Origin of the sequence: Streptomyces sp. Root1304, assembly GCF_001426405.1 — a bacterium.
GTDB lineage: Bacteria > Actinomycetota > Actinomycetes > Streptomycetales > Streptomycetaceae > Streptomyces.
The window spans coordinates 41,851-65,560 of sequence record NZ_LMEP01000008.1 but is presented as its reverse complement, the minus strand read 5'-3'; the positions used below and the strand labels follow the sequence as shown (position 1 = coordinate 65,560).

The 23,710-nt window shown below is 74.0% G+C and carries 23 protein-coding genes and 1 pseudogene; 10 read left to right on the top strand and 14 right to left on the bottom strand.

From position 1 onward, the window contains the following. Positions 1-17: 17 nt before the first annotated feature. The gene (locus ASD33_RS12000) at positions 18-1,250 is read right to left on the bottom strand and encodes a DUF5685 family protein (RefSeq protein ID WP_056557726.1); all 1,233 of its coding nucleotides are present in this window, start codon (positions 1,248-1,250) and stop codon (positions 18-20) included. 323 nt (positions 1,251-1,573) lie between these two features. Between ASD33_RS12000 and sepF the strand changes: the two genes are divergently transcribed. After that, positions 1,574-2,008, top strand: a complete 435-nt coding sequence (gene sepF / locus ASD33_RS11995) for a cell division protein SepF (RefSeq protein ID WP_056557724.1) — start codon at positions 1,574-1,576, stop codon at positions 2,006-2,008. Between the two features lie 43 nt (positions 2,009-2,051). Here the strand turns inward: sepF and ASD33_RS11990 are convergent, their stop codons facing one another. After that, a complete protein-coding gene (locus tag ASD33_RS11990) occupies positions 2,052-3,899 on the bottom strand; it encodes an MFS transporter (RefSeq protein WP_056557722.1) in 1,848 nt (615 codons plus the stop codon). Positions 3,900-4,304: 405 nt separating this feature from the next. Between ASD33_RS11990 and ASD33_RS11985 the strand changes: the two are divergent. Continuing rightward, a pseudogene (locus tag ASD33_RS11985) lies at positions 4,305-5,186 on the top strand (phosphatase PAP2 family protein); the annotation flags it as partial. A 118-nt stretch (positions 5,187-5,304) separates the two neighbouring features. Here the strand turns inward: ASD33_RS11985 and ASD33_RS11980 are convergent. Next, complete coding sequence (locus ASD33_RS11980; RefSeq protein ID WP_056557718.1) at positions 5,305-5,520, bottom strand: I78 family peptidase inhibitor; 216 nt, start codon at positions 5,518-5,520, stop codon at positions 5,305-5,307. Between the two features lie 308 nt (positions 5,521-5,828). On the opposite strand from ASD33_RS11980, the gene ctaD reads away from it, so the two are divergent. Then, positions 5,829-7,541 carry a cytochrome c oxidase subunit I gene (gene ctaD / locus ASD33_RS11975; RefSeq protein WP_056557716.1) on the top strand — a complete coding sequence of 571 codons (1,713 nt, stop codon included), beginning with the start codon at positions 5,829-5,831 and terminating at the stop codon, positions 7,539-7,541. Here the strand turns inward: ctaD and ASD33_RS11970 are convergent. From ASD33_RS11970 to ASD33_RS11955, 4 genes are all read right to left on the bottom strand, one after another. Next, positions 7,480-8,466 (bottom strand): YafY family protein, encoded by a 987-nt coding sequence (locus ASD33_RS11970; RefSeq protein WP_056557714.1) that lies wholly within the window; start codon positions 8,464-8,466, stop codon positions 7,480-7,482. The two genes, ctaD and ASD33_RS11970, sit on opposite strands and share 62 nt — an antisense overlap. A gap of 124 nt (positions 8,467-8,590) precedes the next feature. Continuing rightward, a complete protein-coding gene (locus ASD33_RS11965) occupies positions 8,591-9,865 on the bottom strand; it encodes a glycosyltransferase family 4 protein (RefSeq protein WP_056557712.1) in 1,275 nt (424 codons plus the stop codon). A 114-nt stretch (positions 9,866-9,979) separates the two neighbouring features. Continuing rightward, complete coding sequence (locus ASD33_RS11960) at positions 9,980-11,272, bottom strand: ABC transporter substrate-binding protein (protein WP_056557710.1); 1,293 nt, start codon at positions 11,270-11,272, stop codon at positions 9,980-9,982. Continuing rightward, positions 11,250-11,768: a hypothetical protein gene (locus ASD33_RS11955; protein ID WP_056557779.1), complete on the bottom strand. Its 519-nt coding sequence runs from the start codon at positions 11,766-11,768 to the stop codon at positions 11,250-11,252. Before ASD33_RS11955 ends, ASD33_RS11960 begins: the two co-directional genes overlap by 23 nt. Positions 11,769-11,867: 99 nt before the next feature. Between ASD33_RS11955 and ASD33_RS11950 the strand changes: the two genes are divergently transcribed. From ASD33_RS11950 to ASD33_RS11940, 3 genes are read left to right on the top strand one after another with little or no spacing between them, the layout of a single operon-like run. After that, complete coding sequence (locus ASD33_RS11950) at positions 11,868-12,275, top strand: hypothetical protein (protein ID WP_056557708.1); 408 nt, start codon at positions 11,868-11,870, stop codon at positions 12,273-12,275. Then, the gene (locus ASD33_RS11945) at positions 12,263-14,824 is read left to right on the top strand and encodes an ATP-binding cassette domain-containing protein (RefSeq protein WP_056557707.1); all 2,562 of its coding nucleotides are present in this window, start codon (positions 12,263-12,265) and stop codon (positions 14,822-14,824) included. The genes ASD33_RS11950 and ASD33_RS11945 overlap by 13 nt, the downstream gene beginning before the upstream one ends. After that, a complete protein-coding gene (locus ASD33_RS11940) occupies positions 14,821-15,465 on the top strand; it encodes an ATP-binding cassette domain-containing protein (protein ID WP_056557704.1) in 645 nt (214 codons plus the stop codon). The genes ASD33_RS11945 and ASD33_RS11940 overlap by 4 nt, the downstream gene beginning before the upstream one ends. A 15-nt stretch (positions 15,466-15,480) precedes the next feature. On the opposite strand, the gene ASD33_RS11935 is transcribed toward ASD33_RS11940, so the two are convergent. Beyond that, on the bottom strand, positions 15,481-16,098 hold the full coding sequence (locus ASD33_RS11935) for a transglycosylase family protein (RefSeq protein ID WP_056557702.1): 618 nt from the start codon (positions 16,096-16,098) through the stop codon (positions 15,481-15,483). Positions 16,099-16,325: 227 nt separating this feature from the next. On the opposite strand from ASD33_RS11935, the gene ASD33_RS11930 reads away from it, so the two are divergent. Continuing rightward, positions 16,326-17,108 (top strand): hypothetical protein, encoded by a 783-nt coding sequence (locus ASD33_RS11930; RefSeq protein ID WP_056557701.1) that lies wholly within the window; start codon positions 16,326-16,328, stop codon positions 17,106-17,108. Between the two features lie 227 nt (positions 17,109-17,335). Further along, a complete protein-coding gene (locus ASD33_RS11925) occupies positions 17,336-17,599 on the top strand; it encodes a hypothetical protein (protein ID WP_347232279.1) in 264 nt (87 codons plus the stop codon). Between the two features lie 80 nt (positions 17,600-17,679). Here the strand turns inward: ASD33_RS11925 and der are convergent, their stop codons facing one another. The 6 genes from der to ASD33_RS11895 all read right to left on the bottom strand — a co-directional run bounded on the left by der (position 17,680) and on the right by ASD33_RS11895 (position 22,716). Then, positions 17,680-19,128: a ribosome biogenesis GTPase Der gene (der, locus tag ASD33_RS11920; protein ID WP_056557699.1), complete on the bottom strand. Its 1,449-nt coding sequence runs from the start codon at positions 19,126-19,128 to the stop codon at positions 17,680-17,682. A gap of 70 nt (positions 19,129-19,198) precedes the next feature. Beyond that, a complete protein-coding gene (locus ASD33_RS11915) occupies positions 19,199-19,786 on the bottom strand; it encodes a lysophospholipid acyltransferase family protein (RefSeq protein ID WP_056557775.1) in 588 nt (195 codons plus the stop codon). A 53-nt stretch (positions 19,787-19,839) separates the two neighbouring features. Next, positions 19,840-20,514 (bottom strand): (d)CMP kinase, encoded by a 675-nt coding sequence (cmk, locus tag ASD33_RS11910; protein ID WP_079044718.1) that lies wholly within the window; start codon positions 20,512-20,514, stop codon positions 19,840-19,842. Positions 20,515-20,704: 190 nt separating this feature from the next. Then, complete coding sequence (locus tag ASD33_RS11905) at positions 20,705-21,793, bottom strand: prephenate dehydrogenase (RefSeq protein WP_056557697.1); 1,089 nt, start codon at positions 21,791-21,793, stop codon at positions 20,705-20,707. Further along, complete coding sequence (aroH, locus tag ASD33_RS11900; protein WP_056557695.1) at positions 21,790-22,152, bottom strand: chorismate mutase; 363 nt, start codon at positions 22,150-22,152, stop codon at positions 21,790-21,792. The genes ASD33_RS11905 and aroH overlap by 4 nt, the downstream gene beginning before the upstream one ends. 132 nt (positions 22,153-22,284) lie before the next feature. Continuing rightward, positions 22,285-22,716: a YidB family protein gene (locus tag ASD33_RS11895; RefSeq protein WP_056557693.1), complete on the bottom strand. Its 432-nt coding sequence runs from the start codon at positions 22,714-22,716 to the stop codon at positions 22,285-22,287. A gap of 107 nt (positions 22,717-22,823) precedes the next feature. Here ASD33_RS11895 and ASD33_RS11890 point away from each other — a divergent pair, with 107 nt between their 5' ends. Next, positions 22,824-23,168, top strand: a complete 345-nt coding sequence (locus ASD33_RS11890; RefSeq protein WP_056557692.1) for a DUF952 domain-containing protein — start codon at positions 22,824-22,826, stop codon at positions 23,166-23,168. Positions 23,169-23,246: 78 nt separating this feature from the next. After that, complete coding sequence (locus ASD33_RS11885; RefSeq protein WP_056557689.1) at positions 23,247-23,705, top strand: Rieske (2Fe-2S) protein; 459 nt, start codon at positions 23,247-23,249, stop codon at positions 23,703-23,705. The last annotated feature ends 5 nt before the right edge of the window (positions 23,706-23,710 follow it).

Below are 23,710 nucleotides of genomic sequence, written 5' to 3'. Positions count from 1 at the left end.
GGGGGGCGGACGGAGCGTCAGCAGCCGTCGCAGGGGCAGCAGCAGTCACAGCCGGAGCAGTCCGGGCAGTCGCAGTCCCGGCAGCAGCCCTCGCGCTTCTTGCGGGACCAGGGGCCCTCGTACTCCTTGGCGCAGCAGAGCTGACAGGTGCAGAGGAGCCAGGTGAACATGGCGCATCCGGCGAGGAAGCCGCGCGGCTTGGGCGCCTGCGGCGCGCCGCCGCCGAACTGCGGCGGGAGGCCGCCGGGACCACCGGGTCCGCCCCCGTAGGGGTTGCCGCCCCCGTACGGGTTGCCCCCGTAGGGGTTCTGCGCGCCGTACGGGCCGGGGGCCCCGCCCCCGTACGGGTTCCCCGGGACCGGGCCCTGGCCCGGTCCCGGCGCGCCGTGGGCGCAGGTCGTGCCGAAGGCCCGGTCGACCGAGCTGCGGAGTTCGTGGGCGAGCAGGACGTGGACGAGCCTGCCGTCGGTGAACTCGGCGTCCTTCAGGGCGAGGCGGATGCCGTGCAGGGCGTCGTCGGCGAGCCGGCGGGCCTCCGCGCGGGAGGTGCCCGTCGCGGTGAGCGGGTTCCAGGCGCCGCTCGCCGCGTCGGCGGTCTGGTCCTCGACGGCGTCCAGGAGGTGGGCGAGGCGGCCGAAGAGCCGGCCGGCCTCGGCGAGCGGCGCGGCGTTCTCCGGGCGGCCGGCGAGGACGGCGGTGTGCGCGAAGGCGGCGGCGGTCGCCGTCTCGGTGGGCTCGGTGACGGTGAGCAGCGGGGTGCCGAGTCCCGCGAGGGTCTCGATGCCGGTCTGGCGGTCGACGGCGTCGACGAGGACGGCGGTGTCGAAGCCGAGGGCGCGGCCGGTCCTCGCACCGGCCCTGTCCCAGGAGCGGGCGACCCGGCGGGCCGCGGCGGCGACGGGCCGACGGGCCAACAGGCCGTCCCGGTCGGCGACGTGGTCCCGTACCTTCGCCGAGGCGAGGACGAGCGAGACGGCGGCGGCGAGCCGCGCGCCTTCCCCGCGGGCGACGGGCGCGGTCCGCATGCCGCGCAGCGGGCAGGGCCCGGCGGTGCGTCGGCCGGAGGCCACGGTGCCGGTCTGAGCCTCCGTCAGGACCGAGACGATGAGCCCGTCGTAGTTGGTGACGACGCGGGCGAACTGCCCGTGGTCGGCGCGGAGTGCCAGGCAGAGGCCGCAGAGGTGGGCCATCCACTCGGTCTTGAGGCCGTCGGTGAGCCGATGGGTGCAGGGTCTGACGATTCCGAACAAGGACTCCCCCGTGAGTCGTGGGCCTGGCCGATTTCCGTGGCCGACGTGCGGCCTCGCGGCATCGTAGCGAGCGGGTCCGTTCACCCGTACGCGCCCATCGTCACCCTTCCGGCACGACTTTCATATTTTCAGCTACATGGCCCTTCCTCAGGCCCCGCATACCGCAGGATTCCTGACGATTCGCCAGCAAACGGTGCTCACGTTCTGCACCAGTACCGTCACGAATCCCCTGCGCGCCGTCTATCCACTTGGCGCGCGATCCGCATCATGAAGGACGATAGGGACTGCGGAACCACAAGTGACCGCGCTGAAAGGAGGCGTCCATGGGATCGGTGCGCAAGGCCAGTGCCTGGCTGGGACTCGTCGAGGACAACGACGAGCGTTACTACGACGACGAGTACGCCGACGGTGCCGAGGGCGGCGACGCCTGGGTGACGGACCCCCGGGTCCGGGTGGCCACGGACACCGCCGAGGAGCGGGGCCGCCGGATCGCCACCGTCTCCCCGGACGGCTTCCGGGACGCCCGCGGCATCGGCGAGCTCTTCCGGGACGGCGTCCCGGTGATCGTGAACCTGACCGCGATGGAGGCGAACGACGCCAAGCGCGTGGTCGACTTCGCCGCCGGTCTCGCCTTCGGCCTGCGCGGTTCGATCGAGCGCGTGGCGACGCGGGTCTTCCTGCTGACCCCGGCCGACACCCAGATCGTCACGGGCGAGACGGGACGCCGCCGGCAGGACGGCTTCTTCAACCAGAGCTGAGCGGGTCCGCCGGCCCGGCCGGGGCACCGCCCGAGGGATCGGGTCAGTGCGCCGGACGCCCCGAGCCGGCGGACTCGATCGCTTCCCGGGTCGCGGGCACCCGCGGCTCGGCGGACTCCACGGGCACCCGGTGCCCGGAGGCCTCCGCGGACAGCCGCGGCTCGGCCGGCTCCACGGACACCAGGTGTCCGGAGATCCCGGCGGACACCTTTCCCGGCGCCCCGGCCGTCCCCGCGGTCCCTGGCGCTCCCGCGGTCTCCGGCATCTCTGCCGCCGCGCTCGCCCCCGGCGCCCCTGCCGTCTCCGCCGCCTCAGCGGTCCCGACGGTCACCGCCTCGTCCGGGTCCGCCGCCGGGCACTCCATCACCCGGGGCAGCCGCCGGGCCATCACCGCGCCGAGGAGCAGCAGCCCCGCGCTCACGCAGAGCGTGATGTGCAGCCCGTTCACGAAGGAGTGCCGGGCGGCCTGGTGCAGGGCTTCGCCCGCCGTGCCGCCGAGCTGCCCGGCGACCTGATACGCCTCGCCCAGCGAGTTCGCGGCGGCCCGGCTCGCCTCGGCGGGCACTCCGGGGACCGAGGCGAGCCCGGGCGCGTACGCCGCGTTCATCACACTGCCGAGCAGCGCGATGCCCATGCCCGCGCCCAGCTGGTAGGAGGTCTCGCCGATCGCCGCCGCGCCGCCCGCGCTCCGCGCCGGCGCCTCGCTGAGCATCGACTCGTACGCCGAGAAGAGCGTGGTCTGCAGGCCGAAGCCGAGCAGCACGAAGCCCACCGTGAGCAGCATCGGCCGGTCGTGCTCCCCCATGAGGACGAGGAGCAGCACGGCGGCGGCGGTGAGGACGAAGCCCCAGCCGACCATCCGCCGGGGTCCGATCCGGCGCAGGGTGTACGAGCCGGTGGCGCCGGCGGCCATCGCGGCGAAGGTGAGCGGGAGCAGCCGCAGCCCGGTCTCCAGGGGGCTGAGGCCGAGGACCAGCTGGAGGTACTGGACGGCGATGAGCTCCAGGCCGACCAGGGCGAGCATGCCGATGACGATGCAGCCGACCGAGGTGGTGAAGGCGGCCCGGGAGAAGAGCCCCATGTCGATCAGCGGGTGCGGGCGCCGCTTCTGCCGCCGTACGAAGAGGACGAGGAGCGCGGCGCCGACGAGCAGCGGTCCGGCGGTGGGGAGGGCGAGCAGCGGGTCGCCGGCCCCGGCGCGCTTGACGCCGAGGACGCAGCCGAGCACGCCGGCGGCGGCCATGAGCGCGCCGAGGACGTCCCAGGGGCCGTCGGCGGCGCCCCGGGATTCGGGGAGGAGCCGGCGGCCGAGCGGCAGGATCAGCGCCATCAGCGGGATGTTGATGAGGAAGACGGAGCCCCACCAGTAGTTCTCGACGAGGAAGCCGCCGAGCACCGGTCCGGTGGCGGCCCCGATCGCGGCGGTGGCGGTCCAGACGCCGATCGCGGTGGCGCGCTCCCTGCGGTCGGGGAAGACCGCCCGGAGGATGGAGAGCGTGGCGGGCATGATCATGGCGCCGCCGACGCCGAGCAGCGCGCGGGCCGCGATGAGGACCGAGGGTTCGGTGGCGAGCGCGGCGACCGCCGAGGCGATGCCGAACAGCCCGTAGCCGAGGAGGAGGACCCGTCGTCTGCCGACCCGGTCGCCGAGGGTGCCGAAGAGGATCAGCAGCGACGCGCAGACCAGGGGGTAGGCGTCGACGATCCAGAGCAGCGCGGTGGAGCTGGGGCGCAGGTCCTCGGTGAGCGAGGGGACGGCGACGTGGAGGATGGTCGCGTCGAGGGCGACCAGGAGAAGGCTGACGCAGAGGACGACGAGGACGACCCAGCGGTTGGCTCCGTCGCCGGTGGCGGCGGGCGGTCGTGCTGGGGCCGTGTTCGTCCGCGACATGTACGTACCTCCCAGTGAAGCTCTCGCCCCCGGCAGGCCCCGACCAGGGGTTATGGCCCTGGGGCGGCCCGGCATCGAAGGGTGAGTGAGCCGTCAGCGTACGCGAGTTCAAGCGTCGAGCGCGTGGTGCAGCTCTCACCCCGGCGGGCCTCGCGGTGTGGCGTACGCCACTCGGGGCGGGCCGCGCGTCGCATGGAATTCCGTACGGACATGCGTCTGAAGCTATTCCCTCGCGTTCAAACACTCTTCCGGAATGAGCTTCGCGACAATAGGGCGGAAGGTCATCGGATTTCCCGACGGACGCCGGTAATAGGGAGGCCACTGAGACCCACTCCACATCACATCAACATCACGAAGGGACCGGATCGACCGGGTCGGCTTCTCACTCCCTGTAACGTCGATTGGGTGCGTACCGACATCTTTGCCCGGCTGGACCGGGAGCCGGAACCGCCGAAGATAGAGGTCCCGCGGATGACCCGCACGCGTCTCGCCCTCTTCGGCGGGACGTCGGCGTTCTATCTCGCCATGGTCGTCGCCGTTCTGCTGTCGACGTGGCTGGTGACCCTCGACTGGAAGATCATGCTCTTCCGGCCCTACCAGCAGTGGCCGGAGATCCACGGTTTCCTCGACTACTACGTCGTCCTCGGCCAGCGCGGGCCCACGGCCGTCATGGTGGCCGCCTGGCTGGGCTGGCGCTCCTGGCGCCAGCACACCCTGCGGCCCCTGCTCTGCCTCGGTGCCGCCCTCCTGCTGCTCAACGTCTCGGTCGGCGCGGTCAAGCTCGGCCTCGGCCGCCTCGGCCCCCACTACGCGACCCAGGTCGGCTCCGCCGAGCTGTTCGCCGGCGGCGACATATTCCCCTCGGGTCACACCGCCAACGCGGTCGTGACCTGGGGCATCCTCGCCTATCTGGCGACCACCCCGAGGGCCAGGCGCTATCTGTCGGCGCTCTCGGCCGTGGTCGCGCTCGGCGTCGGCCTCACCACCGTCTATCTGGGCACGCACTGGCTGAGCGACGTGCTGCTCGGCTGGGCGGCCGGGCTGCTCGTCCTGCTGGCGCTGCCCTGGTGCGAGCCGGTCCTCGCCGTGGCCGAGTCGTGGATCCTCGCCGCGCGCGACCGGATCAGGGAGCGGCTGCGGGACCGTCGCCGTCTGGTGCCCTCGCTGCCGGTCGCCTCCGGCGGTCCGCGCCCCGGGTTCTTCCCGCCGCGTCCGCCGGGGTCGGAGGAGCCCGTCCGGGAGCCCGTGGGGGTGGCCGGCGGGCGCCGCGCCCCGGTGACCCGGGGCTGACCACCCAGCTGCACGGAAGGGCCCCGGCCGTCATCGGCCGGGGCCCTTCCGCATGCGCGCGTACGGATGTCCGCATGCGCGGCGCACGGCCTTCCGGCCGCGTGCGTCCGGCCGGTCAGCCGACCCAGCAGCGGGTGACGGTGCCGCCCTCGACCTCGAAGTTGAGGCGTCCCTGGAGGTACTCCATGGTGATGATCGAGCCGGGCGGCAGGGACCTGACGGTGCTCCAGCCGCGCGTCCTGGCGAGCTGCTCGGCGCCTTCCGCGTCGAGGCCCACATAGGACTCGGGGGCGTCGCGGGGCGGCTGGGGAGTGCGCGATGTGGGTGCCATGTGCCTCACGTTAGTCCCCCGGCGGTCACGCTTGTGTCACAAGTTCTCGACATGTGTTCGACACGGCGGCGGTTACTCGGAGGGCCCGTTTCCGGCCGTTTCTCCGGTAATTCCGAAGGCCGCCCATCAGTTCGCACGAACGGCCCGGAAGGCGTGATTGAACGCGCGTAATTCCCGCTTCCCGCAGCCCCGTCCCGAATTGTGTCGGCGACGCGCGTGCGAGCCGCTCACTCTTCCCTTACACAATGCTTACGCTTGCCGAACGCCCGGAGACGCGGAGCCGGGTCGACGGCGAGGCGGAGGCAGCGATGGGCAACGGGACAGTGACCGCAGCCGTCGAATCGACCCCGGAGCGGCACGGGCGCGTACTGATCGACTGGCTCACCACCACCGACCACAAGAAGATCGGCCACCTCTATCTGGTGACCTCGTTCCTCTTCTTCCTGGTGGCCGGGGTCATGGCCATGCTGATGCGGGCGGAGCTGGCCCGCCCGGGGCTCCAGCTGGTCACGAACCAGGAGTTCAACCAGGCCTTCACCCTGCACGGCACGATCATGCTGCTGCTCTTCGCGACGCCCACGTTCGCCGGCTTCGCCAACGAGCTGGTGCCGCTCCAGATCGGCTCGCCCGACGTGGCCTTCCCGCGGCTCAACATGTTCTCGTACTGGCTGTTCCTCTTCGGCGGCCTGATCGTGCTCGGCTCGCTCCTGGTGCCCAGCGGGCCGCCGGCCTTCGGCTGGACCGCGTACGCGCCCCTCAACGGCCTGGAGCGCACCCCCGGCATCGGCGCCGACCTGTGGATCATGGGCCTGGCGCTCTCGGGCTTCGGCACGATCCTCACCTCGGTGAACTTCCTGGCGACGATCATCGGGATGCGGGCGCCCGGCATGACCATGTTCCGCATGCCGATCTTCACCTGGAACGTGCTCTTCACCGCGATCCTGGTCCTGATGGCCTTCCCGGTCCTCGCCGCCGCGCTGCTCGTCCTGGAGTCGGACCGGCGCCTGGGCTCCGTGGTCTTCCATCCCGAGAACGGCGGCGCGCTGCTCTGGCAGCACCTCTTCTGGTTCTTCGGGCACCCCGAGGTCTACATCATCGCGCTGCCGTTCTTCGGCATCGTCAGCGAGATCATCCCCGTCTTCGCCCGGAAGCCGATCTTCGGGTACACGACGCTGATCGCCGCGACGATGGCGATCACCGGCCTCTCGGTGGTCGTCTGGGCCCACCACATGTTCGCGACGGGGGCGGTGCTGCTGCCGTTCTTCTCGCTGCTCTCGTTCCTCATCGCGGTGCCCACCGGGGTGAAGTTCTTCAACTGGACCGGCACGATGCTGCGGGGCTCGCTCTCCTTCGAGACCCCGATGCTCTGGTCCGTCGGCTTCCTGGTGTCCTTCCTCTTCGGCGGACTCACCGGGGTGATCCTCGCGTCCCCGCCGATGGACTTCCAGGTCACCGACTCGTACTTCGTGGTCGCCCACTTCCACTACACGGTCTTCGGCACGGTCGTCTTCGCGACCTTCGCCGGCTTCTACTTCTGGTGGCCCAAGTTCACCGGCCGGATGCTCGACGAACGGCTCGGGAAGATCCACTTCTGGACCCTGTTCGTCGGCTTCCACCTGACCTTCCTGGTGCAGCACTGGCTCGGCGCCGAGGGCATGCCCCGGCGGTACGCGGACTACCTGCGGGCCGACGGCTTCACCGCCCTCAACACCGTGTCCACCATCGGCGCCTTCCTGCTCGGCAGCTCCACCCTGCCGTTCCTCTACAACGTGTGGCGGACCTGGCGGTACGGGACGAAGGTCGACGTCGACGACCCCTGGGGCTTCGGCCGCTCCCTGGAGTGGGCGACCTCCTGCCCGCCGCCCCGGCACAACTTCGCCTCCGTGCCCCGCATCCGCTCCGAGGCCCCCGCCTTCGACCTGCACCACCCGGAGTTCGCGGCCTACGAGCGGATGCGGATCACGAGCCCGCCGCCGGAGCGCCGCCCGGCCGGTCGAGGGCCCGGGACAGACGGTCCCTGAGCGCCCGGACCGCGTCCGCGAGCTGCGGCGGGTCGAGCACCTCGAAGTCGAAGCCCATGAACGCCACGTGGAACACCATCGCGTCGAGGCCGGGCGCCCCCGTCCGCAGCAGACAGGCGTCCTCGCCGTCCGCCGTCAGGACCCCGTCCAGGGGGCCCACGACAGCCGCCGCCTCGGCGAGCGGGACGAAGAGCCGGACCGTCGCCTCCGCCGCGTAGGCGCGGCCGGACACCCCCTTCGACACATAGGCGGCCAGGTCGTCGGCGGGCGGTTCGCGGGGCGGGAAGCGGGGTCCGTGCGGCGGCGTCGGCACGATCCGGTCGGCCCGGAAGGTACGCCAGTCCGCCCGGTCCACGTCCCAGGCGACCAGGTACCAGCGGCGCTCGCTGCACACCAGGCGGTGCGGTTCGACGGTCCTGCGGGTGGCCGTCCCGCCGTGGTCGCGGTACTCGAACCGCAGTCGCTCGGCGTCCCGGCAGGCATGGGCGAGTTCGGTGAGCACGGCCGGGTCGATCGTCTCGCGCGGGGTGCGCAGCATCGGCACGGTGAAGGCGTTGAGGGCGCTCACCCGGCGCCGCAGCCGCCCCGGCAGGACCTGCTCCAGCTTGGCCAGGGCCCGTACGGAACTCTCGCCGATGCCCTCGACGCCCTGCCCGGCGGCGGCGCGCAGGCCGACGGCGACGGCCACGGCCTCCTCGTCGTCGAGGAGCAGCGGGGGCAGTTCGGCCCCGGCGCCCAGCTGGTATCCGCCGCCGGTGCCGGGGCTGGCGTTGACCGGGTAGCCGAGCTCCCGCAGCCGGTCGACGTCCCGCCGGACGGTGCGGGGCGTGACCCCGAGCCGGTCGGCGAGGGCGGCGCCGGACCACTCGCGGTGGGCCTGGAGCAGCGAGAGCAGACGCAAGAGCCGTGCTGAGGTCTCCAACATGGCGCCGAGTCTGCCAGCCCTCGCGGACGACTTCTGTCCTCGATGAGCGGATGGGCGCGACGGTCTCGACGCCACGGGCGCCGGCCCCGATGCGGGTGCCGTCCCCGTCCCGGTCCCGGTCCCGTCAGCGGAAGCGCCGCACCAGTCGGCCGACCTTCGCCTTCAGGGTGTAGACCGCGTCGACGGCCCGGCCGGTCCCGCGGTGGACCGCCGTCCGGCCCGCCGAGTGGCTGCGCCGGCTCGCGCCCCGCTCGACGAGCTCCGCCCACAGGGCCTCGTGCCGGGCGGCGATCCTGGCCGGGTCGAAGCGCTCGGAGGCGTCGCGCGCGGCCCGCGCGGTCTTGGCGCGCAGTTCCTCGTCCTCGACGAGCCGGCGCAGCGCCCGCGCGAAGCCGGCCACGTCGTCGACCGGCACCAGGAACCCGTCGACCCCGTCCTCGATGATCTCGCCCGGCCCGTACGGGCAGTCGGTGGAGACGACGGGGAGGCCGCAGCGCATCGCCTCGACGATCGTCATGCCGAAGGACTCGCGCTGCGAGGTCACGGCGGCGACCGAGCCCTTCACCAGCTCGGGTTCGAGCGGGGTCACCGAGCCCATGAGGAAGACCTGCTCGCCCAGGCCCCGGTCCTTGATCTGCCGGGTCAGCGGCCCCTTGAGGTCCTGGACGGCGTCCCCGGTGCCGTAGATCCGCAGCTTCCAGTCGGGGTGGTCGGCGGCGATCTCGGCGAAGGCGTCGATCAGCACGTCGTACCGCTTGACGCGGGTCAGCCGGCCGGCCGCGACGACGGTCTTCGCCGCGGGGTCGGCGGGCGGCACGGAGGGCGCGGGCACGCTGTTGGGCACGCCCTCGATCCGTACGCCGGGCAGCCCGAGCTTCCGGTACGCGCGCGCGTCCGCCTCGGTGACCGTGGTGACGGCGTCGAGGAGCGCGTACTCGTGGCCGATGTCCCGGCGCAGCCGGTAGCTGTGGCCGTCCAGGATCAGGTGTTCCTGGCCGACGAGGACCGGGCCGCGCCGGGCCTGCCGGGTGAGGTGCACGTTGAGTCCGGGGCGGGTACCGACGAGGACGTCGGCCTCCACGCCGCGCAGGTGCTCGCCGATCCGGGCGTCGGTCAGCGCGCTGTACTGCTTCCAGCGGCCGTCGCCGCGCGGGAAGACCTCGGCGGGGCGGTGGAAGTCGGGGTGGTCGCCGTCGTAGCCGGGGCTGTCCTTGCGCAGGTCGACGAGGTGGCGCAGGGCCACGCCGGAGGGCAGGCCGAGGAGTGGGTGGTCGCGGTGGCGGAACACCGAGACGATCTCGACCTCGTGACGTTCCGCCAGTTCCTCGGCGAGGGTGAACGTCGTCCGGATCGTGCCGCCGTAGTGGTAGCCGTTGTGGAGCAGAAAGGAAATTCGCATCGCGCTGCCGGTTCCCCCCGGTCAGTTGATCGGTCGCCCGACTGTACTGCCGGTGACGGGCCGGTGTTCACGGGCGGTGGCCGTGCCGGGGTCACGGGCGGCGGCGGGCGGGGGTCACGGCCGGTAGCCGAGCTGGGGCACGGTCGCGCAGTTCCGGGTCATCTCGCCCTGACTCACCCAGCCCCGGCCGTCCAGCCAACGCGCCACGGACAGACAGGTGTTCCGGGTCGCGGGCGGGCGCGCCAGGTGCTCGAAGCGGACGGGGAGCAGCAGACCGCGGGCGGTGTACGGCTCCGGCCGGTTCATGAACCGCTCCACGCACGCGCGTGTGAGTCCGTCCCCGGCGAGACAGGAGCGGGCCGCGTCGGTGAACCACATGGCCGCCGCCCAGCCCTCCAGCTGCCACTGGGACAGCGGCCGGTCCCCCATCGCCGTCCGGAACGCGCGGACCTCCGGGTTCCCGGTGTCCTGGTGGTTCCGGCTGGACGCGGTCGCCCACAGGGAGTCCCGGCAGCCGGGGGCGCGGGCGTAGTCGCGGGCGACGGACGAGGACCAGTTCTGCACGTTGGTCACCTTGGCGTCGACGCGTACCCCGAGCGACTCCATGGCCTCGCAGAGGCGGACGTTGCCGTGGGTGTCCATGGCGTCGAAGAGGACGTCGGCGTGCTGGGCGCCCAGGTCGGCGGCGACGGCCCGGAAGTTGGGCAGGGCGAAGTCCACCTGTTCCTCGACGACCCGGTAGCCCTCGGCGCGCAGGCCCCGGGTGACCAGCCGGGCGTACGCGGCGGACGCGGCCTGGTTGTAGGAGACGACGGCGGCGGTCCTGGCGCCCCGCTCCTTGGCGAACCAGCGGTAGACCTCGGTGCCGCCGTACAGGACCCCGCCCCAGCCGGGTTCCTTCCCGGTGCGCGGGGCGGAGCTGCCGTAAATCCCGTAGAGGTGCGGATAGGTGTCGTACGCGGGGGTGAGCGGCTGGCCGCCGATGTCGGGGACCCCGGCGCGGGCGACGAGGGGCGCGCCGGCGTAGTCGAGGGCGGTGGTGGCGACCAGGGCGAAGACCTTGCGTTCGTCGACGAGCCGGTGCACGCACGCGTTGTTGCCGACGCCGCTGCCGCCGTCGTCGCAGGTCTCGACCTCGATCCGGCGCCCGTCGAGGCCCCCGCGCGCGTTGAGGGCGTCGAACCAGGCGCGGGCTCCGTCGCGCGGGCCGGTGAACGCCTCGCCGCCGACCGGGCTGGTGGCGCTGGTGATGATCCCGATGCGGAGCGGCTCACCGCCGGAGGGGTGGGCGGTGGGCCGCGTCTCGAAGGCGCGCTCCGGGAGCCGGCTGCCGCAGGCGGTGAGGAGAAGGAGCAGCAGGCCCAGGAGCAGCGCCGCTCCCGCCTCAGCAGCCCGGAACGGTGACACCGCTCAGCTCGACCAGGCCGCACAGGGTCTTCACGGAGACCTTCCAGGTGTCGTTCTGCAGGACGGAGGTGCCCTTGGCGCCGGGCAGGGCCGGGTTCCCGCCGACCAGCAGGTCGTAGGTGACGTTCGCCCCGGTGGCGGAGGTGAACTCCACCCCGGTGACCTTCGCGGAGGTCATGGCCGCGTTCTTGTCGCCGCCGAAGGCGCCGAGGACCGCCTGCATCCGCTCCCCGTCCTCCAGGAGCTTCACCCGTTCGGCCGCCGGGGTCTTCGGGTCGAAGAAGGCCGTCCAGTTCCTGGTGATCTCGGCCTGGGCGGCGGCGGGATCGGCGGGCCGGTCGGCGGGGGGCGTCACGTTCGCCGTCCCGGGCGGGGCGGTGGTCGTGGTGGAACCGGTGCCGCTGTCGCCGTTGTCGGAGCAGCTCGCCAGGGCGGGGGCCAGCATCAGGACGAGGACCCCCGCTCGGAGGTGTCCGCCGCGTCGTTCGAAAACCATCTGGCTCACCACCGGACGTCCCTCCGGGCCGAACGGCCCGCTGCTACCAGGGTGGGACGGAACGGGGCATAGTGCAAGGAAGAGACGAGGGAGGCCCCCGTGCCGACATCCCGGATCCTGCTGTGGAGCGGTCTCGTGGCGCTCGCCGGTGGCGCGGTGCTCTGCGTGCTCGGCTGGTACGGGATCTCGGGCCAGCGGTTCGCGGAGCGGCAGCTGCCCTATCTGGCCTCGTGCACGGTGCCGGGGGCGGCGCTGATCGTGGCGGGCGCGGTGTTCGTCGTGGCGGGCGCGGTGCTTCCCGTACGCCCTCCGGAGCGGCCCCGCCGCCCGGAGCCGGGGCCCGAGGAGGACCCGGCGCCCTCCTCCGAGGGCCCGCTCGTGCGGGTCCCCGGCGGGACGCTGGCGCACCGGCCGGACTGCCCGCTGGTGGCGGGCAAGCCGGAGGCGGTGGCGGTGGGAGGGGCGGCCCTTGCCCCCTGTCCGGTGTGTGAGCCGTGGCCTCCCTGACGTACGAGCTGACGCTCGCCGGCCTCGCGGTCGGCGCCGCCGCCGCGCTCACCGGCATCGGCCTGGTCGTCACCTACCGGGCGACCGGCGTGCTGAACCTGGCGCACGGCGCGGTGGCGATGATCTGCGCGTACGTGCTCCGCCAGCTGGTGGTCGTCCGGGGCTGGCCGCTGCCGGCGGGCGCCCTCGTCACGCTCCTCGTCGTCGCCCCCGGCCTCGGGCTCGTCCTGGACCGGCTGGTGTTCCGGCCACTGGCACGGCGCGAGGCGAACCCGGCGCGGACCCTGGTGGCCTCCATCGGCGTCTTCGTGCTGCTGGTGGGCGCGGCGGTGGTCCTCTGGGGCCCGGGGGCGCGGGACGACGCGCCGGTCCTGCTCGGGGACGATCCCTGGGCCCAACTGGCGACGGTGGTGGCGCTGGCCTGCCTGGTGGGGGCGGTGACCCGGTGGACCCGGTTCGGGCGAAAGCTGCGGGCCGTGGTCGACAACCGACCGCTCGCCGTCCTGTCGGGCATCGACGCTGACCGGGTCGCGGCGGCGGGGTGGGCGTTCGGCGCGTTCACCGCCGGGCTCACGGGGGTGCTGCTCGCCCCCTACGTGCGGCTCGACCCGTACGGGATGCCGTTGCTGGTCATGGAGGTGATCGCGGTCGCGGTGATCGCCCGGATGCGGTCGCTGCCGGTGGCCGTGGCCGCCGCGCTCGTGATCGGCGTGGCCCAGGCCCAGCTGACCCGGCTGCACCCGGAGGGCTGGGCGGGCCCGCTGCTCCAGGCGGTCGGGGCGAACCTGTTCGTGGTGGCGCTCCTGGTCGCCGCGCTCGTCCTGCCGGGGATCGGCGGGAAGGGCAGGGACGCGCTGCCGCCCCCGGTGCGCCCGGGCCGGGTGCCGGGCGCCGTGTGGCCGGTGGCCGGGGTCCTGTTCCTGCTGCCGCTCGGCTTCGCGGGCTCCGACCTGCACACGGCGGTCCAGGTCCCGGCGCTGTCGGTGATCCTCCTCTCGTTGGTCGTGGTGGCGGGGCGGGGCGGCCAGATCGCGCTGGGGCAGGCGGCGTACGCGGGGCTGGGCGCCCTGTTCACGGCGCTGCTCACGGCCCGGGGGGTGCCGGGTCTGACGGCCCTCGGGCTCGCGGTGCCCCTGGTGGCCGTGGCCGGCCTGCTGACGGGCGGACCGGCGATCCGCCGCCACGGGCTCGCCCTGGCGCTGGCGACGCTGGCGACCGGGGTGGCGGTGAGCCGCTTCGTCCTCACCCAGCCGTACGCGACGGCGGACCTGTCCCTCGGACGCCCGGCGGGCTTCACCGACGACCGTGCCTTCTACGCCCTGGAGCTCGTCGTCCTCGCGGGCTGCCTCGCCCTGGTCGCGGCCCTGCGCCGGGGCCGTACGGGCCGGGGGCTCGCCGCGCTGCGGGACCACGAGCCGGGCGCGGAGGCGGCGGGCGTGCCGGTGCCGCGCCTGAAACTCCTGGCCTTCGTCCTGGGCGCGGCCCTGGCGGCCCTCGGCGGTGGCCTCCTGGGCATGGGGCTGCGGGCCTTCGACCCGGAGGCGTACGACCCGGTGCGGGGCCTGCTCTGGTTCGCGGCGGTCCTGGTCCTGGGTGCCGACAGCCTCCTCACCCCGCTGGTGGCGGCGGCCCTCCTGACCACCCTGGACGCGGGCCCGCACGCCGGCGTGGCGGCCCTCCTCCTGGGACTCCTGGCCGCCTTCACGGCCCGGGTCCCGCCGCTGACGGACCTGCTGCCCACCAGGGGTACGGGTGAGGGGACCACGGCGGCCGCGGCGGCCGGGAAGCCGCACGGCGGCCCCGGCGTCCGGCGGCGCGCCCCCGCGGACGGGAAGCCGAACGATGGCCGGGGCGTCCGGCGGCGCGCCCCCGCAGCCGCGCCCGTCCCCGTCAGCCCCGCCCCCCGTCTCCGCGCCCACGACCTCACCCTGGTCCACCCCGGCGGGGTCACCGCGCTCGATCACGTCAGCCTCGCCCTCTCCCCCGGCCGCGTCACCGCCCTCGTCGGCCCCAACGGCGCGGGCAAGAGCACCCTCTTCGACTGCCTCGCCGGGACCCTCCGGCCCCGCCACGGCCGGATCACCCTCGACGGCACCGACATCACCTCGCGCTCCGCGCACGCCCGCACCCGGCTCGGCATCGCCCGGTCGTTCCAGCGGCTCGCGGTCTTCCCCTCCCTCACCGTCGAGGAGAACGTCCGCGTCGGCGAGGAACGCGGTCACGCCCCCGGGGACCCCGCCGCCGTCGAGCGGAGCCTGCGCCTGCTGGGGCTGGCCGGGCCCGTACGGCACGCGGCCGCGGGAGGCCTGCCGACCGGGACCCTGCGCCGGGTGGAGCTCGCCCGCGCCCTCGCGGGACGGCCGCACACCCTGCTCCTCGACGAACCCGCCGCCGGTCTCGACGCCGCCGAGGCCGCCGCGCTGTCCCGCGTCCTCGCCGCGCTCGCCGCCGACGGCCTGACCGTGCTGGTCGTCGAGCACGACCCGGACCTCGTGGCGGGCATCGCCCACACCGTGCACACCATGGAGGGAGGCCGGATCGTGTCATGAGCGTCGAGATCGCCCTGCGCGCCGCACGGGTCCGCTACGGCCCCCTGGAGGCCCTGCACGGCCTGGACCTCCCCGTCCCGGCCGGCACGGTCACCGTCCTCCTGGGCCGCAACGGCTCGGGCCGTACGACGGCGCTGCGCGCGCTCGCGGGCACGGTACGGCTCTCCGCCGGCCGGGTGGTGTGGCGCGGCGCCGACGTGACCCGGCTCCCCGCCCACGCGCGCGTACGGCGCGGGCTGTGCTTCGTACCGGATCTGGAGGCGGTGTACGCGAGCCTGACCGTCGCGGAGAACCTCGCCCTCGCCGCACCCGGCGCCACCGCCCCGTACCCGGAACTCCTCCCCCTGCTCGACCGCCCCGCCGGGACCCTCTCCGGCGGGGAGCGCCGCATGCTGGCCCTCTCCCGCGCGCTGCTCGCGCCACGCGCGCGCGTGGTGCTGGTCGACGAGCCGTCGCTCGGCCTGGCCCCGCCGGTCGCGGCCCGGACGTACCGGGGTCTCGTGGCGCTCGCCGTGGCCGGCGGCGCGGCGGTGGTCCTGGCCGAGCAGCGCGTCCCGCGCGGGCTGCCGCCCGGGACGCTCGTGCACGAGCTGCGGCGCGGCTCCCTCGCGTTCAGCGGGGAGCCGGCCGAACTCGGCTGACCGGAGCGGGAGCGCTCACAGCGGGTCGAAGCGCAGCATCGTCCCGACGACGACCCGGTTCGGATCGGGCCCGATCAGGTTCCGGTTCGCCGTGTACAGGGCCTGCCAGCCGCCCTTGACGCCGAAGCGGCGGGCGATCGAGCTGAGGGTGTCGCCGGGCTGCACGGTGTGGACGCGCCCGCTCAGGCCGTACCGCTTGGAGCAGACGGGCCAGGCCCCCCAGCCCTGGGTACGGAGCACCTCCTCGGCGACGGTGATCTGCTGCGGCCGGGTCGCGAGGTCGGCGCGCCGGGCGTACTTCAGGCCGCCGTGCTCGACCCAGGTCGGGTGCCAGAACTGGAGCCCGCCGTAGAAGCCGTTCCCGGAGTTGACGTGCCAGTTCCCGCTGCTCTCGCACGCGGCGACGCAGCCCCAGGGCCACTGGTCGTCGGCGCAGGGGTAGGAGGGCACGGCGGCGGCCGCCCGGAGCCCGTCGGAGACGTCCCGGAGCACCGTGGACGCGTCCCGCGCCCCGGCGGCGGACGCGTCGGACACCGCCGCGGCCACGGCGGGCGCCGGGGCGGCCAGGGTCAGCAGCGCGGCCGCCGAGGCCGCCACGAGGGAACCGGCTGTCCAAAATCGGATCTTCGACATCGGGGCAGGCTAGGCAGCGCCCCGGCGGCCCCGGCCCGTGCCGCGCGGAACACTGTTCACACCCCACCCGGTCGGAGTCACGGCCCGGGACGGGCCCCGCCGCACGGGCCGGTGGCAAGTTGCCTCGCTTCCACGCGTGACCCCGGCCGAGCCTGACCCGTTGAACTCGGCATGAGACGCCCGGGAACGGCCCGGCGTCCCCCCGTACCGAGTCCAGGGAGCCCCCCGTGCCGCGCATGCTCGACGTCAGCGAGGACGTACGCGCCGAGATCGGCGACGAAGAAGCGGACCGGCTGCTCGCCGGCGACCACGCCCCGGGCAGCTACGACTGCACCTCCTGCCGCACTCCGGGAGACTCCGAGCAGGAGCGCACCAGCACGGTGCTGTTCGTCGGCGACGAGACCGCGGTCCTCGCGTTCGCCCACGCCAGCTGCATTCCGTCGCAGGTCGTCCGGGTCGCCGAGGAGCAGCTCCAGGGCGCCGTCGCCTCCATCACGGCGGCGGACACCGCGGACGCGCTCACCGCCGCCCACCCCGAGCAGGCCGTGCTCGGCGTCACCAGCGGTCTCGTCCTGATCCAGGGCGAGCTGCACCCGGCGCTGGTCGTGGAGCCGACCGCCCCGGTGGCCCGCCCGGGCACGGACGGTCTCACCGACGAGTTCCTCCCGCTCCTTGCCGAGCAGGGCTTCCACCAGGTCATGGACCTCGACCAGAAGCCGGCGGCGCTGCCGGGCTGGTCGGTCCTGGTCGCCATGGGCCAGCTGCACTCCGTGCTCCAGCCGGGCCCCGGCGGCGCCGGGCAGGCCGCCTGGTGGCAGGCGCACCAGCCGCTCCAGGTCACCGAGGGCTGGCGCGCCGCGGCCAACAAGTCGCACACGGTGCTGGTCTTCGCCGCCCCGGTGGGCTCGATCGGCCAGCAGCCGCGCGAGGACCTGCTGCGCGACGCGCTGGAGAAGGCCGCGGCGAACGGACGTCTGGTCGCCGCCGCGATGCCGCTGGCCGGTACCTGATGGAGGACGGCCGTCCGGGCATAGGGCGGGCCCGGATCACCGGTGTGCCGCCGGGTCTCCCGGCGTCGGCCGCGGAGACCGGCGCGGCCGGGGTGCCGACCGTGCCGCGGCCCAGGCCGGCGCCGGTTTCGGAGAGCCGCCCGCATCCGACGGGCGGCGGGGTCGTTGGCACCTACGTGCACTCATACGACCCCTTCCTCCCCCCGTATCCGAGTCAGATCCCCGCGATGCGCCCCTCGCGGGAGGTCACGGCGGGCTCGCCCACGCCGATCTACGACGCCCTGTACTCGGAGTACCGCAGGTCGTTCCGCACGCTGCCGGGCGACCGCAGCGGCGAGGAGGAACTGAGCTTCCGGGCCTTCGGCACGGCGGTGAGCACGGGGGTGTACGGGAACGGGCACCGGTACGCGGGCGCGTACCCGACGGCCTGGTCGGCGCAGCACTCCCCCACGCAGGCGGCGCTGCCACCGGGGCCCCGCAGGGGCGTCTAGCAGCGGCACCGGGTACGAACGGCGGAGGGCCGGGGCACGATCGCCCCGGCCCTCCGCCGTTCGTCACCCCCCGGGGGGTGCTACTTCTTGCGGCCGCGCTTCTCGCGCACGCGGACCGACATGTGGATCGGGGTGCCCTCGAAGCCGAACTCCTCGCGCAGGCGGCGCTCGACGAAGCGGCGGTAGCCGGCCTCCAGGAAGCCCGAGGCGAAGAGCACGAAGCGGGGCGGCTTGGTGCCGGCCTGCGTGCCGAAGAGGATGCGGGGCTGCTTGCCGCCGCGGATCGGGTGCGGGTGGGCCGCGACGATCTCACCGAGGAAGGCGTTCAGCCGGCCGGTGGGGACGCGGGTCTCCCAGCCGGCGAGGGCGGTCTCGATGGCCGGGACCAGCTTCTCCATGTGGCGGCCGGTCTTGGCGGAGACGTTGACCCGGGGCGCCCAGGCGACCTGCTGCATCTCGGTCTCGATCTCGCGCTCGAGGTAGTAGCGGCGCTCCTCGTCGAGCTCGTCCCACTTGTTGTAGGCGATGACGATCGCGCGGCCCGACTCGACCGCCATCGTGATGATGCGCTGGTCCTGGACCGAGATGTTGTCGGTGGTGTCGATGAGGATGACGGCCACCTCGGCCTTCTCGACGGCGGCGGCCGTCCGCAGGGAGGCGTAGTAGTCCGCGCCCTCCTGAAGGTGGACCTTCTTGCGGATGCCGGCCGTGTCGACGAACTTCCACGTCACGCCGCCGAGCTCGATCAGCTCGTCGACCGGGTCGCGGGTGGTGCCGGCCAGCTCGTTGACGACGACGCGGTCCTCGTTGGCGACCTTGTTCAGGAGCGAGGACTTGCCGACGTTCGGGCGGCCGATGAGGGCGATGCGGCGCGGGCCGCCGACGGCGTTGCCGAAGCGCTGCTCGGGGGCCTCGGGCAGCTTCCGCAGGACCTCGTCGAGGAGGTCGCCGGTGCCGCGGCCGTGCAGCGAGGAGACGGGGAACGGCTCGCCGAGGCCCAGGGACCACAGCATGGAGGCGTCGGCCTCGCCGGACTGCCCGTCGACCTTGTTGGCGGCGAGGACGACCGGCTTGCCGGCGCGGCGCAGCAGCTTGACGACGGCCTCGTCGGTGTCGGTGGCGCCCACGGTGGCGTCCACGACGAAGAGACAGGCGTCGGCGGCCTCGATGGCGTACTCGGCCTGGGCGGCGACGGAGGCGTCGATGCCGAGGACGTCCTGCTCCCAGCCGCCGGTGTCGACGACCTTGAAGCGGCGCCCGGCCCATTCGGCCTCGTAGGTGACGCGGTCGCGGGTGACGCCCGGCTTGTCCTCGACGACGGCCTCGCGGCGGCCGATGATGCGGTTCACCAGGGTCGACTTGCCGACGTTCGGGCGGCCGACGACGGCGAGGACGGGAAGCGGGCCGTGGCCGGCCTCCTCGATCGCGCCCTCGACCTCTTCGACGTCGAAGCCTTCTTCGGAGGCGAGCTCCATGAACTCCGCGTACTCGGCGTCGCCAAGTGCCCCGTGGTCGTGCTGGTCGTTCATGAAGTCCGTTCCTTGATCATTCGTGGTCGGTGGGTCCCCGGGCCGCGGGGCCCACTACTGAGAGTCTCGCTCAGCGCCCGGTGAGGCGCCTGGCGTTTTCCAGGTGCTCGGTGAGCCTGCCCTGGATCCGTACGGTGGCCTCGTCCAGTGCCTTGCGGGTGCGGCGTCCCGAGCCGTCGCCCGCCTCGAAGGCGTCGCCGAAGACGACGTCGACGGCGCCGCGCAGCGGAGGCAGGGCCTTGACCAGCCGTCCGCGGCGCTCGGTGCTGCCCAGGACGGCGACCGGGACGATCGGCGCGCCGCTGCGGACGGCGAAGTACGCCAGGCCCGCGCGGAGCGAGGCGAAGTCCCCGTCGCCCCGGGTGCCCTCGGGGAAGATCCCGAGGACGCCGCCCTGCTCCAGGACGCCCAGCGCGTTGCCGATCGCGTTGCGGTCGGTGCTGTCGCGGTCGACCTTGACCTGCCCGATGCCCTCCAGGAAGGGCCCGAGGGGTCCGACGAACGCTTCCTTCTTGATGAGGAAGTGCACGGGGCGCGGGGCGGTGCCCATGAGCATGGGGCCGTCGATGTTGTGCGCGTGGTTCACGGCGAGGATGACGGGGCCGGAGGCCGGCACCCGCCAGGCGCCGAGGACGCGCGGCTTCCAGAAACCGTACATCAGGCCGATCCCGATGCGGCGGCCGACGACGGCGCCCTTCGCGGAGGGCAGGGTCACTTCGCGGCCGTCCTCTTCTCGTCCACCAGGGTGACCACGCACTCGATGACCTGGTCCAGGGTGAGGTCGGTGGTGTCGACCTCGACCGCGTCGTCGGCCTTGGCGAGCGGGGAGGTCTTACGGCTGGAGTCGGCCGCGTCCCGCTTGATCAGGGCTTCCCTCGTCGCGTGGACGTCGACGCCCTTGAGCTCGCCGGAGCGGCGGGCGGCACGGGCCTCGGGCGAGGCGGTGAGGAAGATCTTCAGGTCGGCGTCGGGCAGGACGGTGGTGCCGATGTCCCGGCCCTCGACGACGATGCCGTTCCCGGCGGCGCGGGCGATGGACCGCTGGAGCTCGGTGATCAGGCTCCGCACCTCGGGGACGGCGCTGACGGCGCTGACCTTGGAGGTGACCTCCTCGGTACGGATGGGGCCGGCCGCGTCCGCGCCGTCGACGGTGATGGTGGGCCGGGCCGGGTCCGTACCGGAGACGATGACGGGCTTGGAGGCGGCGTTGGCGACGGCCTCGGCGTCGGTGACGTCGACGCCGTTGCTGATCATCCACCAGGTGATCGCCCGGTACTGGGCGCCGGTGTCGAGGTAGCTCAGCCCCAGCTTGGCGGCGACCGCCTTCGAGGTGCTGGACTTGCCCGTGCCGGAGGGCCCGTCGATGGCGACGATCACGGATTCCACGGTGGGAACACCTTCCTGGGGTGTGCGGCGGGCCCTGGCGGGACGCGGGGACCTCCACAAGGTTACCGAGTCCGCGGCACCCGTTCGGCCCCGCCCGCACGGGCACGGCCGCGACGGGCCCGGGGGAACGCGTCGGCCCCCGCGGCGGGGCGGGAGCGCCGCCCCGCGACGGATGCGCGTCAGCCGTCCGTCACGTCGTGCGCAGGGACCAGCCCCGTTCCTGCAGTGCCGCTCCCAGTGCCGCCGCCGCCGACGGTTCCACCATCAGCTGGACCAGGCCCGCCTGCTGCCCGGTCGCGTGCTCGATGCGGACGTCCTCGACGTTGACGCCCGCGCGCCCCGCGTCCGCGAAGATGCGGGCCAGCTCGCCCGGCCGGTCGCTGATGAGGACCGCGACGGTCTCGTAGACCGTGGGGGCGGCACCGTGCTTGCCGGGGACCCGGGCGCGCCCGGCGTTCCCGCGCCGCAGGACGTCCTCGACGCCCGAGACGCCGTCCCGCCGCTTCTCCTCGTCGGCGGACTGCAGGGACCGCAGCGCCCGTACGGTCTCGTCGAGGTCGGCGGCCACGCCGGAGAGCACGTCGGCGACGGGCCCGGGGTTGGCGGAGAGGATGTCGATCCACATGCGCGGGTCGGAGGCCGCGATCCGGGTCACGTCACGGATGCCCTGCCCGCAGAGCCGTACCGCCGACTCGTCGGCCTCCTCCAGCCGCGCGGCGACCATGGAGGACACCAGCTGCGGGGTGTGGGAGACCAGCGCGACCGCCCGGTCGTGGGCGTCGGCGTCCATGACGACGGGCACCGCCTTGCAGAGCGCGACGAGCTCCAGGGCGAGGTTGAGGACCTCGGTGTCGGTGTCCCGGGTCGGGGTGAGGACCCAGGGCCGGCCCTCGAAGAGGTCGGCGGTGGCCGCGAGGGGCCCGGAGCGTTCCTTGCCGGCCATGGGGTGCGTACCGATGTACGCGGCGAGGTCGAGGCCCCGCGCCTCCAGGTCCCGCTTCGGGCCGCCCTTGACGCTGGCCACGTCGAGGTAGCCGCGGCCCAGCCCGGCGTTCATGGCCTCGGCGAGGGTGCCGGCCACGTGCGCGGGGGGCACGGCGACGATGACGAGGTCCACGGGGCCCTCGGGGTCCTCGTCGGTCCCGGCGCCGAGCGCGGCGGCCGTGCCGGCGCGCGCCGGGTCGTGGTCGCGGAGGTGGACGGTGACGCCCCGCCCCGCGAGGGCCATGGCGGCGGAGGTGCCGATCAGTCCGGTGCCGATGACGAGCGCTGTTCTCACTGGGCGATGTCCTTGCGCAGGGCGGCCGCGGCGCCGAGGTAGACGTGCGCGATCCGGGACTTGGGCAGGTCGGTCTCGACGTGGGCGAGGAGCCGGACGACCCTCGGCATCGCGCCCGCGATGTCGAGTTCCTGCGCGCAGATCAGCGGGACGTCGACGATCCCCAGGTCGCGCGCGGCGGCGGCGGGGAAGTCGCTGTGCAGGTCGGGCGTGGCCGTGAACCAGATGCTGATGAGGTCGTCGGCGGTGAGCCCGTTGCGCCCGAGGACGGCGGTGAGCAGCTCTTCGACCTGCTCGCGCATGTGCCCGGCCTCGTCCCGCTCCAGCTGGACGGCTCCGCGGACCGCTCGTACCGCCACGTCGTACTCCTTCGCCTGCGTCAGTGCTCCGTTCAGCCTAGTCAGCGCCGGGGAGGACGTGTCGCGGCGCCCGCCCTCCGAGACGGAGGGCGGGCGCCCGGGACGCTCGGGTCCGCTGCCGGCGGCCGGCCGTCAGAGCTTCTGCTGCCGGATCAGGTCCTCCAGGGAGCCCTGGGGCACCGCGCCGTCCGGGGTCAGCTTGTCGACGGCCTGCGGCAGCGACCGCGCGATCTCGTCGGCGGCCTCCTGCGGGCTGACCCCGGCGTCCCGGGCGACCTGCCGCAGGGTGTCGTCGGGGAGCGCCTCGGCGATCTGGGCTCCGTCCACCGGCTGGTTCCGGCCGGTGCCGACCCAGGACTGGGCCTGGTCGGCGAGGCCGGACCTGGTGAGCATGTCGAGGAGTCCGCCGAGCGGGTTCGAGCCGTTCCCGCCGGCGCCCGCGCCGCCCTTCCCGCCGGCGAGGGCGCCGAGCAGGGAGCCGAGGACGCCTCCGGCGCCGCCGCCGGAGGCGCCGGAGCCGCCGAGGAGGCCGCCGAGGAGACTGCCGAGGTCGTTACCCGCCATGGTCCTGCCTTTCGTCCGGTACGGAACACGCCCAATGTCACCCGAACCGCCACGTTCCGCCACTCGGGGTAAGGGCTCGTGACCGGCCGCGCGGTAGAACTGTCGACATGTTGCTGCACGTCGTACCGCTGGCCGACTGGTCGGCCTCCCCCGCCGCCCCGGACGCCCCCTACGCCCCCGCGTCCCTCACCGCCGAGGGCTTCGTCCACTGCTCCTCCGACGAGTCCGCGGCCCTCGCCGTCGCCGACGCCCACTACCGGGACGTGCCGGGCCCGCTCCTGGTGCTCGTCATCGACGAGGCCCGGCTGAGCGGGGAGGTCCGGTACGAGGGCTCGGGGGACGTGCTCTTCCCGCATGTGTACGGGCCGGTCGAGCGGGACGCGGTGACCTCGGTCCTTGAGGTACGGCGGGACGCGGACGGCCGTGCGAGGGGGCTGGACCCCCGGGCGTAGGCCGGGTCCGGAAAGTCCCGCCCGGCCCGCGCGGCGTGTTGCGGGACCCGGCCGCGGCGCGCCGCCAAGCTGGGCCGCATGACCTCACGTGCCACGCACCGCCGTACCGTCCTCCTCGCCTCCGCCGCGGCCCTGACGGCGGGCTGCGGCTCGGACGGCGGGGGCGACGGCGGTACGGCCACCACCGCCCCGGCCACCCCGGGCGACCCGGCCGCCACGGACGCCCCGAGCGGCACCGCGTCCCCCGCCGGACCGGCCCTGGCCACGACCTCCGACATCCCGGTCGGCGGCGGCACCGTCTTCACCGAGGAGAAGGTCGTCGTCACCCAGCCCACGGCCGGGCAGTTCAAGGCCTTCTCCGCGGTCTGCACCCACCAGGGCTGTCTGGTGAACAAGGTCGCGGACGGCACCATCGACTGCCCCTGCCACGGCTCGAAGTACCGCGTCGCGGACGGTGCGGTGGCGGCGGGACCGGCTCCCCGGCCGCTGCCGGCCCGGCAGATCACCGTCTCGGGAGAATCGATCACCCTCGCGTAACCTGC

Coding starts and splice junctions, on each gene's coding strand:
- sepF (WP_056557724.1), top strand. CDS start 1,574: ATGGGATCGGTGCGCAAGGCCAGTGCCTGGCTGGGACTCGTCGAGGAC.
- ASD33_RS11990 (WP_056557722.1), bottom strand. CDS start 3,899: ATGTCGCGGACGAACACGGCCCCAGCACGACCGCCCGCCGCCACCGGC.
- ASD33_RS11980 (WP_056557718.1), bottom strand. CDS start 5,520: ATGGCACCCACATCGCGCACTCCCCAGCCGCCCCGCGACGCCCCCGAG.
- ctaD (WP_056557716.1), top strand. CDS start 5,829: ATGGGCAACGGGACAGTGACCGCAGCCGTCGAATCGACCCCGGAGCGG.
- ASD33_RS11970 (WP_056557714.1), bottom strand. CDS start 8,466: ATGTTGGAGACCTCAGCACGGCTCTTGCGTCTGCTCTCGCTGCTCCAG.
- ASD33_RS11965 (WP_056557712.1), bottom strand. CDS start 9,865: ATGCGAATTTCCTTTCTGCTCCACAACGGCTACCACTACGGCGGCACG.
- ASD33_RS11955 (WP_056557779.1), bottom strand. CDS start 11,768: ATGGTTTTCGAACGACGCGGCGGACACCTCCGAGCGGGGGTCCTCGTC.
- ASD33_RS11940 (WP_056557704.1), top strand. CDS start 14,821: ATGAGCGTCGAGATCGCCCTGCGCGCCGCACGGGTCCGCTACGGCCCC.
- ASD33_RS11935 (WP_056557702.1), bottom strand. CDS start 16,098: ATGTCGAAGATCCGATTTTGGACAGCCGGTTCCCTCGTGGCGGCCTCG.
- ASD33_RS11925 (WP_347232279.1), top strand. CDS start 17,336: ATGCGCCCCTCGCGGGAGGTCACGGCGGGCTCGCCCACGCCGATCTAC.
- der (WP_056557699.1), bottom strand. CDS start 19,128: ATGAACGACCAGCACGACCACGGGGCACTTGGCGACGCCGAGTACGCG.
- ASD33_RS11915 (WP_056557775.1), bottom strand. CDS start 19,786: ATGTACGGTTTCTGGAAGCCGCGCGTCCTCGGCGCCTGGCGGGTGCCG.
- ASD33_RS11895 (WP_056557693.1), bottom strand. CDS start 22,716: ATGGCGGGTAACGACCTCGGCAGTCTCCTCGGCGGCCTCCTCGGCGGC.
- ASD33_RS11890 (WP_056557692.1), top strand. CDS start 22,824: ATGTTGCTGCACGTCGTACCGCTGGCCGACTGGTCGGCCTCCCCCGCC.
- ASD33_RS11885 (WP_056557689.1), top strand. CDS start 23,247: ATGACCTCACGTGCCACGCACCGCCGTACCGTCCTCCTCGCCTCCGCC.